Here is a 13599-nt window from a genome sequence, read left to right on the forward strand (position 1 = left end):
TAGTAATTTGGAATTTGGAATTAGGTTTATGATTTTAGTTATCTTATTTGTTTGTGGTTGATAAGTAATAAAATTCACTATTCACAATTGACCATTCACAATTGACCATTGACAATAATGAACAATAAAGAAAACGATATTATTTACAACGCACAGGATATTGAACAATATTTTGCCGGCAAACTTTCGCCTTTGCAAATGCATGCCATGGAAAAAGCAGCGCTGGACGATCTGTTTTTAGCCGAAGCAATGGAAGGCTATGGGGAGATGAAAAATGGTGAATGGAAAAATGATTTAGCTGCTTTAAAAAATGAATTTGAAACTAATGGCAATACAGCAAAAGTTATTGCATTACCCAGGCGCAATAACAATTGGTTAAAAATTGCAGCCGCAGTTTTATTAATTGGCGGTACTGCCACTATCGCATATTTACTGGTTAATAAAAAAGATAATCAGCAAATTGCACAAACAGTACAAAAAGATACGGCGCCTGATACCGTTGTTGATAAGGCAATAACTAAAGAAATAATACCTGATTCGATTTCTGCACAATCCTCTATATCGGAACCACTAACTGCAAATAATATTCAACTTAATAAAATAAAAGCTGAGGATAAAATTATTGATGGTGATATTAATGATAAAAATGTTATTGCGAAAGCAGAAACAAAAAGAGCAGATAGCAGTTTTAGCAATTTTGTTTACAGGCCAGATATTAAGCCTGCTGCTCCTGCAGCAAAAACTTACTACAATTATAAAAATTCTGATTATGCAGCCAAGGCAAATTCAAATCCTGCATTAAATAATAATGCGGCACCCACAGTTGCTTCCGAAAATAATGTTGCTTTTCAAAAAGCAGAAGCTGTTAATAAAACAAATGCTAACATTGCAGCAAATGGTGTTTTTAATAATTCAGAAGTCTTGAAATCTAAAGCAGCAACCGAAGCAGAAAATTATAAAATACCCAACGATAAAAAAGGCTTAGGTGAAGCGGTAAGAGATCAGCAGCTTAACAAAAGTTTTATAGCGCAGGTAGTTGCGGCTGATAATACCCCACTTCCTTTTGCCAACATCAGTATTAAAAGTGAAAACTTTGGTACTTATGCTGATGTTAACGGAAACTTCAGATTAGTGGCGGCAGATTCTTTACTAACTGTGGAGATAAAATCAGCAGGTTATCAAAATAAATTATACACGTTGCAAAGTAATGTGCAGCAAAATAAAATTGTACTTACTGAAGATGCTTTAGCATTTAAAGAAAAAACCGTGGTCGGCTATGGAATAGAAACAAAAGGCAGATTATCCAGAAGGGCAACACTTTTAAAAGATTCGGTTGTTAATGTAGAGCCTGCTGATGGGTGGGACAATTACAATACTTATGTGAATAATAATATTGAAATACCTGACGATATTTTGAAAAATAATATTCACGGGCAGGTAGAAATTTCTTTTGACGTAAGACCTAACGGCAGCATTACAAATATTAAAGTTGATAAATCGCTTTGCGATAATTGCGATGAAGCTGCAAAACGACTTATTGAACAAGGTCCGCAATGGAAAACGAAAACCGGTAAAAGAGGTAAAGGAAAAATAACGGTACAGTTTTAAACTTTAATAAAGTATCAACATGGTCAGACGCCACGTCAGACCATGTTGATACTTTTACTTTCTAAAAAATAATGTATGAAAAAAATACTGCCAATATTTATTGCTTTTTTATTATTTACCGCTGCTGCAGCCGCACAGGTAAAAATGCCTGCATCATCGCCAACGCAAACAGTTAAGCAGGATTTTGGCATGGGTACCATTGAAATTATTTACAGCAGGCCAAATGCAAAAGGCCGTAAGGTTTATGGCGATCTTGTACCTTATAATAAATTGTGGCGCACCGGTGCTAATGCTGCAACAAAAATAACTTTTACTGATGCTGTTGAATTAGGAGGTAAAAAAATTGATACCGGCACTTATGTTTTATATACCATACCCGGATTTGACATGTGGGAAATAATTTTGAACAAAGGAATATCTAACTGGGGAATTGATGGCTATAAAGAAGGACAGGATGTTATTCGTTTTAAAGTAGTACCACAAAAAATGCGGCCTAACTATGAAACATTTTCCATGGAGTTTGCAAATATTAAACCTGAAAGTTGCGACCTGCAAATTATGTGGGAGAAAACGGTAGTAACCATTCCTGTTACTTCAAATATTAAAGATCGATTAAAAGCACAAATTGATAAAGCCATGCTGACAGATAAAAAACCTTACTGGCAGGCTGCACAATTTTATAAAGAGTACGATGACAATTTAAATAAAGCACTCGATAATTGTACTAAAGCAATTGAAGAAGATAAAAAAGCTTTTTGGATTTATTTATACAAAGCAAAAATTCAGAAGGAAATGGGTGATAAAGTTGGCGCAAAAATTACCGCACAAAAATCTTTAGAGCTTGCCAGGGAAGCCAACAATGAGGATTACGTAAAAATGAATGAGCAGTTGTTGAAGAAGTTGAGATAAAACTCCAAAGAAATTATTTTAAATGCACTGCATTATTGCGGTGCTTTTTCTTTTAACAATGGCTGCAATAATATGCTGAAGAAAATTACAAGTACTGCGCCAATAACATTCAACCATAAAAAAGAAATAACATCCATTCTATAAACTGCAATTACCAATAACTCAGAAATAATTGCTGCATAAAAAACAGCATTACCTTTTACAAATTTTAACCAGAAGGCCACTAAAAAAACGCCGAGAATCACACCGTAAAATAAAGACCCAATAATATTTACCGCTTCAATTAAACTGTTACCAATATTGTAAGCAAACATACTAATGATGATAGAAAAAATGCCCCAGGCCAAAGTGTACCACTGCGAAATTTTATAATCGTCAACATCAGTATCTTTTTTTGCAAAGAATTTTTTATGAAAATCAATTACAGTACAAGCCGCCAGGGAATTAAGCGCTGCTGCAATACTGCCCCAGGCCGCCAAAAAAATAATGGCAAAAATTAATCCTATTAATCCCACCGGTAAATTTTCTTTTACAAACCATAAAAAAATAAAGTTGGTGTCTTTGGTATCATCATTTTTCATCGCTCTCTTCATAACACCGGCATAAGTTTTTCTTAAAGCATTGGCCTCAGTTTTATCAGGCATTGCAAAAGCCGTATTGTATTGCGCTTCCAGCATATTCAACGAATCTTTTTTGTTGGTTTTTTTCGCCTGCTCCTGCGTTACTTTATCAAAATACACCGGCCCTTTAGTATACTGATAAAAAGAAAAAATTAAAATACCTATCAGCAAAATAAAAAATTGCATGGGTACTTTTACCAGTCCGTTTATTAATAATCCTTTCCTGCTTTCTTTAATATTTTTTGCTGTTAAATATCTGCCTACCTGGCTATGATCGGTACCAAAATAACTGAGCGCTAAAAAAAATCCACCAATTAAACCACTCCATATATTGTATTTGTCTTTCCAGTCGAAGCCCTTATCTGTAAAGCCGGTGGTAATAATATTCATCTTGCCATTTTGCCCGCCAACTTTTAATGCGTCGGTAAAGCTGACTGCCTCCGGCAATAATTTTACAGCAAGGTATCCTGTTAAAAATAATGCTACAAAAACTATGATCATTTGCAGCTTTTGCGTATGTGCCACAGCTTTTGCTCCACCACTCATGGTATAAATAATAAGCAAGCCACCCATTACTAAATTGGTGTAATAAATATTCCAGCCCATTAAAGAACTTAGCACAAGCGATGGCGCAAATATACTAACGCCGGTGCTTAGCCCACGGGATAATAAAAATAATGCAGAGGTAAAAGTTCTTGTCTTAACATCAAACCTGTTCTCCAAAAATTCATAAGCTGTATAAACTTTTAGCTTACTAAATACAGGAACAAAAAAAATACTGATGACGATCATGGCCAATGGCAATCCAAAATAATACTGCACAAAACGCATCCCATCGCTGTACGCCTGGCCAGGCCCGGTTAAAAAAGTTACGGCACTTGCCTGCGTACCCATAATGCTTAATAATACTAAATACCAGGGCAGGCTGCGGTTGCTTAAAAAATAACCTTCTAAATTTTTTGTTGTACGGCTTTTGTAAATACCATAAATAATTATGGAAGTAAGTGTAGTAATTAATATCGTCCAGTCAATGGTACTCATTTGCGCCAAACCCCTGAAGGGGCTTTAAAGAGTATAATAATTTTATGTTCTCTTCGCTTATTCAAAGTAATTAATTAAAATAGCGGGTTATTAAATAAAAAATAATTATTTGCACAATTAAAAACAGCAGTACACCTATGTACCATTTATTCCAATATGATTTTTCGTTTTGCATTTTTGGTAACAAGCATTTTTATTTCTATCAACATCGTTGTGAACTTGTTCTGTTCTTCTTTTCTTTTAGTAAAAGGAAAGAAGAACCTCACTTTTACGGAATACCTTTATTGAGCTTTAATTATGTTTTGCAAAAGCACCTTTCGTCCCTACACGTTGACAAACATAAACCTCATTTTCTACTCACCTTAAGCTCCTACGGAACTATTTTATTCCATAATCTTCTTTTCGTCTTCGCTAAGCTCTTCTCCTATCCCCCTTTTTTCATAGGATGCTGAGCAAGGAGATTAGGCTTCTCCGCCATGGTTCTCCTTCAGGGGCAGAGGGGCGTTTTACTTTATATACTTCACCCTTTTATTAGCAATTAAATTTGCAAACAACCGGTATGCACCGGGTACACCTGCAGGTAACTCTCTAAAGAAAACCAATCCAGTATAAACAAATCTTCCCTTACCATAATTAGCAATTATTAAACTTCCCTCCTGCTCTTTTTCACCGGGATCTTTCATACTCAATATTTTTTTATATGCTGTATCTGCATTTTCGGCATTGTAAATACTGCGTTCCTGTATCCATCCGTCAAAATCTTTTGGTGTAATTTTATTGGGATAGTTTAATGCTTTATGATCGGGAATTAAAAAATTTACTTTAGCTTCTTCATCAGTAATTCTGTTGCGGCTGATGGTAAAAGGATAAGGCGCAATTTTACTTTTTACACTGCTGATGAAATTATTAGTATTGTATTGCGTAAATAAAACGCCGCCTTCTTTTACATACTGCATTAAAGCATCGTACACATTCGCCATCCAGTCGTTGGTATTGTAAGCTCTTACACCTGTAACAATTACATCAAACTGCCGCAAATTATTTGGCGTGATGTCGCTTTCTTTTAATGTTACTACTTTGTACCCCATTTGTTCTAACGCTTCAGGAATTTTATCTCCTGCGCCGGGGATGTAGCCGGCGTAGTTGCCAACGGTTTTTAAATCCAGATTAATAATTTTTACAGGATCTACATAATTATAAACAATATCAGGTATGTGATCGTAATTAATCTTTCGCTGTCCAACCAATTGTTTTTGCAAAATATTTTTCACAGCAAAAATTCCGTTAACTGTTAAAGGATCATTCTCATTCAATCCCGTATTTGAAAATGGCACAGTAAAATTTTTCTTTTCGCTTTTTGCAAAACTTGATAAATCATTAAATGCTGTTACATCAATATCATTTTTGTTGTAGATTAACTTTACGCTATCAGTAATTATCTTATTTGCCTGAACAACAAAATTTATGCTTTTAGTTTGATTTTTTACAGCACTATTTAAAAGTACTAACGAAGGCGAGCTGCCAATAAAAGCCGGCGTAATAATATTTACAGGTTCATACAATTCTCCTTTCACCGGATCGGTATATTTGTACACCAAAGGTTTAGTAAATACAAATTCTTTCCCTTCAATCATCATACTAAAATTCACACTTAACGGATCGTTTTCTGCTTTGCCAATTTTAAGCTGGTCATCTACATTAAAACTCCCTTTTTCTTTTTGATTTTCCAGCCAGTAAGGCTGCGTTAATTTTGTATCGGGTTGTATAAACCAGGTATAATTTTTTACAGCGTTAGTATTTTTTTTCAGCTGATCAAAAATTACATAGGTGGTATCTATTTGTGCATCGGCACTTAAAATATTTGCACCGCTTCTGTTATTAACTGTTAAAGTAACTTTTAAACTGTCGCCCTGTACAGCATATTGGGTGTTGGCAACTGCTTCCATAAATAAACCGCTGGCGTTTTCAATAATACTTTTTATTTCTGTTATTTTTTTATCAACCCAATAATCTGCCTCTGTGAACTTTGAGGTTTCTTTACATAAATTTTTAGCCTCTGCCAGCAATTCATAATACTGTACTAAAACAGGTATCAAAGCTTCCGGTTTTTCATAAAAAATTTTTTCTCCTTTTATTTCAATAGAAATGGGTTTAATGACACGATTAGGTTCCTGTGAATTTCCGCAATTAAAATATTTATCTAAGCGTTTCCAACTTAAATCAACTCCATCCATCAAATCATTTTTAGGTGCTTCCCCTTTTATGGTTTTAAAATATTCCAAAATACTTCCTCTTTGCCCAGGTACACCAAAGCCCTGGCTCTTGTGCATACTGCGGCTGGTAGCTGCAATCTCGCCATAACTTTTACCGAGTATCGGGTTGTAATCGCCGCAATCTAATTTTAACTGATCATCACGTTGTGTATTATTGCCGCCAAAATTAAAAGTATTCCAAAGCAAACGTTTAGCCTGCCACACACTCACATATTTTAATTGTTCAGGAAATTTTGTTGCATCAGCTGCTGCATCAAATGCTTCTTCGGCCAATATTGCCGATGCAGTGTGATGCCCGTGCCCGCCCTCGCCTGTTGTTGGAAATCTCGAAATAATTACATCGGGTTTAAATTTGCGTATCACCCAAACCACATCGCTTAAAATTTTATCGTGTCCCCATATACGTAAAGCTTCTTCGGGACTTTTGCTAAACCCAAAATCAAATGCACGGCTAAAAAATTGTTCGGCGCCATCTACTCTTCTTGCGGCCAATAATTCCTGTGTTCTTATTAAACCCAAATCAACACCCTGTTCATCACCAATTAAATTTTGTCCACCATCCCCCCTGGTTAAACTTAAATAACCGGTGCGGTATAATTTTTCATTGGCCAGATAAGCAAGCAGCCTTGTATTTTCATCATCGGGATGTGCGGCGATGTATAACACTGAGCCAAGTACATTCAATTTTTTTAATTGTAATAATATTTCGGAGGAGGTGTAGGATTTGGGAGTTTGTGCAGGAAGGTTTAAAAAACAACAACTCATCGCAACAATTCCAATAAGAGACTTTACTTTTATGATTTTTTTCATCCTTTAAATAATTATTATTACCATTTTTAAAACTATTAGAATTTGATGCTAAGTTAACCCAGGCGATCTATCCTTTTTGTTGCAACCCGCCTTCGACAAGCTCAGGCTGACAACTTTTGATTTACTGATTAACCAAAAACACTGCATTCGCAAACATTAACTTCCCGTTCTCCCAAAAACTCCTGAATATCGGGTCATCAGCAAAGTAAACAATACTTCCTCTGCCTAAATCCTGTACGCCAATTACTGTTCCGTCTTTTATTTTTTCTTTTAAGCGATTGCCTACAAAACCTGCTACCTGGTTTTCTTTTTTAATTACACCCACATTCCAGCCATCTTTCATAAACTCATACAGGTCAGCATTTTGTTTCAGCAAAAAATAATTGCCCTTGTAACCAAAAGCCAAAGGATGAGAATCATCCAGTATCACTTTATAAATTGAGCCGGGAATATAATCTGCAATACTTTCTCTCTCCCTGTCTTCAAAACGTTTTATATCGTCGTATAAATTCTTATCGTCTTTTTTATCGTCCTTCTTTTCATCATCTTCGTTCTTCTTTAATTTAAAACCCCAATCTGCCTTTGCAATTTGTGCGGCGGCATTTTCAAGAGCAATTATTTTTCCACCCTGTTGTACCCATTGTTTAATTTCAGATGTGGCATCTTTATCATTAAAAAATTTATAATTGCCATCGGGCAAAATAAGGACATCCATATTTTTTAAAGCAGCGCCATTTATCTCTTCTGCATTAATTAATGTTATGGGATAATCCAACTGCTGCTCAAACAAATGCCAAACTTCACCTGCTGCATTGGAGCCAACTCCTCTGCCAGTTAGCATAGCTACATTGGGTTGCTTAATAAAATGTACTTTCTCGCTGCCAAAATCAAACCCGGTTTCCATAAAACCACCGGCAACCGAAGTAACAGCAGCATTGTATTTTGTTACAGCATTCATAAATGCATTCATCTTTTCTTCGTTACCTTTTTTCAAAACAATTAAAGTGCCTTTTTTAAAAGCTTTACCGCTATAAGTAAAATCTTTTTCAGCAAACCTTGTTTTAATTTTTGCATTTACAATGGTTGCTAAAAATTTTGCATCGCTAAATGAATTGTATTGAATAATATAACCATAAGCGTTTGCAGCAATATTATTTTCAGTTTTTATAACTGCATAATTGCCGATCACTATTTTTTCTTTTACAGCATATGCCTGCACACCATACACATAAGGTAAACTCCACGCTGTAATATCGTAAGTAACCGAATCGCTTAATTTTGATTTAGGTTCAAACAATACTTTTATGAATGCAGACTTGGGTTGATAGGCACTTATTGCTAAACTGTTGCTTGCGGCAAAGCTTTCATCCTTGCCCGAAAAATAATTATACCCCTTTAACGATGCGCCATTTACTGTGCCATATTTTATTCCATTAACATCAAAAAAGTTTTGCAGCGCTTTTAATTTACCTGCATTATTATCTGTAACAATATAAGTTTTGTATTCTCCAACACCATTGTTTTTCGCATCATCAAAAAACTTTTTAAATTCCGTCATCAACCGGTTATTATTTACTGATGCCATTTCTACAGTACTCATGCTGGTAGTAAAATGATGTGCAATCCTGTCTTTTAAAGTAAGCGTATCGCCATCTGCTTTTAATGCTGCTGCACCACCACCGGGCCCACCGGCCTGTTCATACGTCATGCCAATGGCGCCGTTGTAAATGGGATATGTATCACCGTAAGCAGGGTAAAATAAATCAAAAACTTCTTTAGTAAAAAATAACCAGCCATTGGCATCAAAATATTTTGCATTGTTTTTTCCAATGGTAGTTTGAAAATCTCTCTGCCATTTAGTTATCACTTCATGAAAAGGTTCTGCCGCAGGCGCAAAATAATAAGGATTATTAATGCCCTGCTCATGATAATCGCAATGTATCTGCGGCATCCACTCGTTATATTTTTTTAAGCGGCCCTGCGTTTCAATTTGTGTTTGCCATGCCCAGTCACGGTTTAAATCAAAATTATAATGATTGGTTCTGCCGCCGGGCCATGGTTCACTGTGTTCTCTTGCATCTAAATTGGCATCTGCATTCTTTCCCACCACTTGTGTAAACCAATTAACATAACGGTCACGTCCATCTGGGTTTAAACAGGGGTCAATAATTACCACTGTATTTTTCAACCATTCTTTTGTTTGCGTATTGTTTGCATTTAATAATTCAAATAAAGTTTTCATGGCCACTTCGGAAGAGCTGGTTTCGTTGCCATGTACATTATAACTGAGCCAAACAATGGATGGCGTATTTACATCCCCAGGTTTATCATTCAACATTCCTGTAAGTCGTAAATTATTTTTTTGTATCTCCTCCAATTTTATAAAATTTTCTTCGGAGGCTACAAAAGCCAGCAACAGCGGACGACCTTCGTTAGTGGTGCCGTATTGCTCCAGCTTCATCATTTTTGGCATTGCTGCTGCAGCCTGCTGAAAATAATTTACAATTTTGTAATGCAGTGTATATTTACTGCCTAGTGAATATCCTAAAAATTCATCAGGGCTTTTTAGGGATTGCGAAAAAGAAGTGTAACTTGAAATTAGGAAAGTAAAAAAAACAAAAAAGATCTTCTTCATAAAATGTAAACTTTTGCCTGGCTAAGTTGAAAAATAATTATTAAGTATGATACAAAAAACAACAGCACTGTTAATATTAATCTATTTTTTAGTGCTGCAATGTACGGCACAAATTAATCCTTATAGTTACCACTCACAAAAAAAAATAGTTTGTACAAACGGTGCAGTGGTTTCGGCCCATCCATTAGCAAGTAAAGTGGGTGTGCAAATTTTAAAGCAGGGTGGCAATGCATTTGATGCAGCCATTGCCACACAATTAGCATTAGCCGTAGTTTATCCGGGTGCTGGTAATATTGGTGGCGGAGGTTTTTTGGTAGCACATTTAAAAAGCGGAAAAAATATTGCTATCGATTACAGGGAAAAAGCGCCAGCTAAAGCATCAAGAGATATGTATTTGGATAGTGCAGGTAATCCGCAAATGCATTTATCGCAGGATGGACATTTAGCTGCCGGCGTACCCGGCACCATTGCAGGTCTATTTGCATCGCATAAATATGCAAGCTTGCCATTTGCAAAATTAATTCAGCCTGCAATTGATTTGGCCGAAAATGGATTTGCAATTACAGCAGCAGAAGCTGCATCGCTTAATGCACACCGGCAAGAATTTTTAGAACTAAACACTTCTCCAACTGCATTTACAAAAAATACACTCTGGAAAACCAGTGATACATTAACGCAAAAAGATTTAGCCAATACTTTAAAAAGAATAAGAGATAATGGACACAAAGGTTTTTACAGTGGCGAAACTGCCAAATTAATTGTTGCCGAAATGAATAAGGCCAATGGCATTATCAGTTACGATGATTTAGAAAATTACCAGGCAAAAGAAAGAATACCGGATGTATTTAATTACAAGGGCAATACTATTGTTACAATGCCATTGCCCAGCAGCGGCGGCATAATTTTGCAGCAGATGATGAAGATGATTGCAAAAAGAAATATTGGCGCTATGAAATTTCAAACTGCTGCCAGTGTGCAATTAATGACAGAGGTAGAACGAAGGGCTTATGCCGACCGTGCCGAATTTTTAGGTGATCCTGATTTTGTAAAAGTACCCGTGAAAAAATTAAACAGCGATGCTTATTTAGCTGAAAGAATGAAAGACTATGATGCAAATAAAGCAGGCAGTAGCGATGTAACCAGAGCCGGGATGATTACAGAAAGCGAAGAAACTACTCATGTAAGTATTGCTGATAACAAAGGAAATGTGGTCGCAGTTACCACCACATTAAATGGTGGCTATGGCAGCAGAACAGTTGTGAGTGGTGCAGGTTTTATATTAAATAACGAGATGGATGATTTTAGTGTAAAGCCCGGTGTACCGAATATGTATGGCGCAGTAGGTAACGAAAAAAATGCTATTGCTCCCGGTAAAAGAATGCTGAGCAGCATGACACCAACCATTGTGTTGAGAAATAATAAACCCTACTTAGTAGTCGGCACTCCTGGCGGCACCACCATTCCTACCAGTGTTTACCAAACACTGGTAAATATTTTAGAGTTTGGTATGAGCGCCCAGAATGCGGTTAACAAACCAAAGTTTCATCACCAATGGCTACCCGACCAATTGTTTGTAGAAAAAGATTTTGACGAAACCGTTAAAAAGCAATTGGAAGCAATGGGATACAAAATAATTACAAGAGGACAAATTGGAAGAACAGAGGTGATACAAATTAAAGGCAAACAAATTATTGCTGTGGGTGATAAGAGGGGTGATGATGCGGCGGAGGGATACTAGCGGCCGCTCCTATCATCCCCTGAGGAGAGCGAAATGGAGAAGATAGAAGCTAAAAATATTTTTTATTAAAATACTTTAAAGATGAGTGACGATTTAATTTCCAATAATTTTGTTGACAATGTAAACAGAATAGTAATTAAAAAGACATTTAATTTTTCAAAAGCTGTTTTAACTTTGACTATTGTTTATTCAATATTAGAATTAACAAATTGGTATATAGCAATAAGTGATACAATTGGTAAAATAATCTCATCTTACTCCGTTTTTTTTAATTACAGAATTATTCCAGTAATAGCAGTTATTCTATTAAGTATGGGAATTGTTAGTTGGGGTTATTGTGTAAAAGCTAATAAACTAATTGATCTTTCTTTTCAAAAAAATGATGCCGATTTATTCAACAAGGGTTATGAATTATTTTACAAGTCTGCAAGGTTAATATTTGCATCATTTTCGCTTGCAATTGTCAGCGTAGTAATTAGACTTTTATTAAACTAAATAAAATGACAATAGAAAAATCATTCCTCCAATCCGCCATCAAACGGCTCGCCTATTACAAAGATTTAGGCGATAAAACATTTGCTCAATTAACTGATGCTGATTTTCATTACCAACCCAATGAAGCCAGTAACAGTATTGCCATCATCATTCAGCATACTGCCGGCAATATGCTCAGCCGCTGGACAGATTTTTTAACCAGCGATGGCGAAAAAGAATGGCGCAACCGTGATACCGAATTTGAAGAACAGCATTTATCCAAAAAGCAGTTAATTGATCTTTGGGAAAAAGGATGGCAATGTTTACTGGATGCGTTAAACGCTTTAGCCGAAGATGATCTTTTAAAAACTATTTATATCCGCAGCGAAAGTTTGCTGGTGGTGGATGCTGTTAACAGGCAACTGGCGCATTATCCATATCATGTAGGGCAAATAATTTATGTTGCTAAAACAATAACCAATAACAACTGGCAAAATCTTTCTATTGCAAAAGGAAATTCTTCTCAATTCAACAACCAGATGAATACAAAAAAATGAAAGTTAAAATTCATTTTAAAACCGCTGCTGACTATTTAAGAATTAGTGGGCAAAATATTTAGCTCTGTTATTAAAACTGTACATTTGCCGCAATTATTTACGTTATGAAAAAATGTATTGCCGTACTGGCTGCTTTAATACTGATAAAAAATATTGCTGCCCAGGTAAAAGTTGCTGTAAAAGGCGGCTGGAATTATTCAACAGCAAGGGCAGTTTACAGTGGGGTAAAACAACCTAACGAGTTTACTTTTGGTTATGGAATTGGCGTATTGGCAAAAGTTCCTTTTGATGGTGTATTGCATTTTTCGCCATCGGTAATGATAAATAAAAGAGGTTTTATTGTTAAGCCTAAAGCCGGCACCAATAAAACGGAACAATATTCCATAACTTATCTTGATTTAATCCCTTCTTTAAGTGTAGATTTTCCTAATAAAGATAAATCTTTAGCCATAAGCCTTGGGCCGGTATTTGGTTTTACCAATTTTGGAAAAATTAAAGCAACAACTACCGGCAATGTAACCACCACACAAAAATTAAAATTTGGTTTTGGCGAGTTGGGCTGGTTCGATTTAGGCCTTAATGCAAGTGTGGGTTATCACATGAAAAAAGTATTTGTAGAAGTGGGCTATATGCACGGGTTTGCCAGCATTAATAATAATGAAGAAACTGACCAGCGCAACATCCGCAACCGCATGCTGAACCTGAATATTGGGTATTATTTTAAATAAAGTTTTTGTTCAGCAGGTATTGTTTTCAGCTTATAAAATAAAGGCTGAATAATAATTTTACTGAAATAATGAGCAGCCCCTCCCTTATCTAAATAAATTGTAAAGTTTGGTATTGAATTTGCCTTTAACAGGCGAAACATTAATTTTACAGTAATTACACATTTCCCTGAGCAAAAGCCTTAACATATTAAAATGGATTACGCTTA

The 13599-nt window shown here is 35.8% G+C and carries 9 protein-coding genes; 6 read left to right on the forward strand and 3 right to left on the reverse strand.

Going from position 1 to position 13599, the window contains the following annotated elements:
- Positions 1–117 precede the first annotated feature (117 nt).
- Together ACY651_RS11595 and ACY651_RS11600 are read left to right on the forward strand one after the other, a co-directional pair.
- Positions 118–1608 (forward strand): TonB family protein, encoded by a 1491-nt coding sequence (locus ACY651_RS11595; RefSeq protein ID WP_462252861.1) that lies wholly within the window; start codon positions 118–120, stop codon positions 1606–1608.
- Between the two features lie 75 nt (positions 1609–1683).
- Positions 1684–2517, forward strand: a complete 834-nt coding sequence (locus ACY651_RS11600; protein WP_462252863.1) for a DUF2911 domain-containing protein — start codon at positions 1684–1686, stop codon at positions 2515–2517.
- A 32-nt stretch (positions 2518–2549) separates the two neighbouring features.
- Here the strand turns inward: ACY651_RS11600 and ACY651_RS11605 are convergent, their stop codons facing one another.
- From ACY651_RS11605 to ACY651_RS11615, 3 genes are all read right to left on the reverse strand, one after another.
- Complete coding sequence (locus tag ACY651_RS11605) at positions 2550–4178, reverse strand: sodium:solute symporter family protein (RefSeq protein WP_462252864.1); 1629 nt, start codon at positions 4176–4178, stop codon at positions 2550–2552.
- Positions 4179–4684: 506 nt separating this feature from the next.
- Positions 4685–7261 carry a PIG-L family deacetylase gene (locus tag ACY651_RS11610; protein WP_462252865.1) on the reverse strand — a complete coding sequence of 859 codons (2577 nt, stop codon included), beginning with the start codon at positions 7259–7261 and terminating at the stop codon, positions 4685–4687.
- A 121-nt stretch (positions 7262–7382) separates the two neighbouring features.
- Positions 7383–9896: a M14 family metallopeptidase gene (locus ACY651_RS11615; RefSeq protein WP_462252867.1), complete on the reverse strand. Its 2514-nt coding sequence runs from the start codon at positions 9894–9896 to the stop codon at positions 7383–7385.
- Positions 9897–9942: 46 nt separating this feature from the next.
- Here ACY651_RS11615 and ggt point away from each other — a divergent pair, with 46 nt between their 5' ends.
- From ggt to ACY651_RS11635, 4 genes are all read left to right on the forward strand, one after another.
- On the forward strand, positions 9943–11634 hold the full coding sequence (gene ggt, locus ACY651_RS11620) for a gamma-glutamyltransferase (protein ID WP_462252869.1): 1692 nt from the start codon (positions 9943–9945) through the stop codon (positions 11632–11634).
- Between the two features lie 81 nt (positions 11635–11715).
- Positions 11716–12129, forward strand: a complete 414-nt coding sequence (locus ACY651_RS11625; protein WP_462252871.1) for a hypothetical protein — start codon at positions 11716–11718, stop codon at positions 12127–12129.
- Positions 12130–12134: 5 nt separating this feature from the next.
- Positions 12135–12665, forward strand: coding sequence for a DUF1572 family protein (locus tag ACY651_RS11630; RefSeq protein ID WP_462252873.1), 531 nt, complete (start codon positions 12135–12137; stop codon positions 12663–12665).
- Positions 12666–12769: 104 nt separating this feature from the next.
- Complete coding sequence (locus tag ACY651_RS11635) at positions 12770–13393, forward strand: outer membrane beta-barrel protein (RefSeq protein ID WP_462252875.1); 624 nt, start codon at positions 12770–12772, stop codon at positions 13391–13393.
- The last annotated feature ends 206 nt before the right edge of the window (positions 13394–13599 follow it).

This window comes from Ferruginibacter sp. (assembly GCF_031391665.1).
GTDB lineage: Bacteria > Bacteroidota > Bacteroidia > Chitinophagales > Chitinophagaceae > Ferruginibacter.

What these genes read in the sequence shown, in the direction of transcription:
- ACY651_RS11595 (WP_462252861.1), top strand. Translation starts at nt 118, where the DNA reads ATGAACAATAAAGAAAACGATATTATTTACAACGCACAGGATATTGAA.
- ACY651_RS11600 (WP_462252863.1), top strand. Translation starts at nt 1,684, where the DNA reads ATGAAAAAAATACTGCCAATATTTATTGCTTTTTTATTATTTACCGCT.
- ACY651_RS11605 (WP_462252864.1), bottom strand. Translation starts at nt 4,178, where the DNA reads ATGAGTACCATTGACTGGACGATATTAATTACTACACTTACTTCCATA.
- ACY651_RS11610 (WP_462252865.1), bottom strand. Translation starts at nt 7,261, where the DNA reads ATGAAAAAAATCATAAAAGTAAAGTCTCTTATTGGAATTGTTGCGATG.
- ACY651_RS11615 (WP_462252867.1), bottom strand. Translation starts at nt 9,896, where the DNA reads ATGAAGAAGATCTTTTTTGTTTTTTTTACTTTCCTAATTTCAAGTTAC.
- ggt (WP_462252869.1), top strand. Translation starts at nt 9,943, where the DNA reads ATGATACAAAAAACAACAGCACTGTTAATATTAATCTATTTTTTAGTG.
- ACY651_RS11625 (WP_462252871.1), top strand. Translation starts at nt 11,716, where the DNA reads ATGAGTGACGATTTAATTTCCAATAATTTTGTTGACAATGTAAACAGA.
- ACY651_RS11630 (WP_462252873.1), top strand. Translation starts at nt 12,135, where the DNA reads ATGACAATAGAAAAATCATTCCTCCAATCCGCCATCAAACGGCTCGCC.
- ACY651_RS11635 (WP_462252875.1), top strand. Translation starts at nt 12,770, where the DNA reads ATGAAAAAATGTATTGCCGTACTGGCTGCTTTAATACTGATAAAAAAT.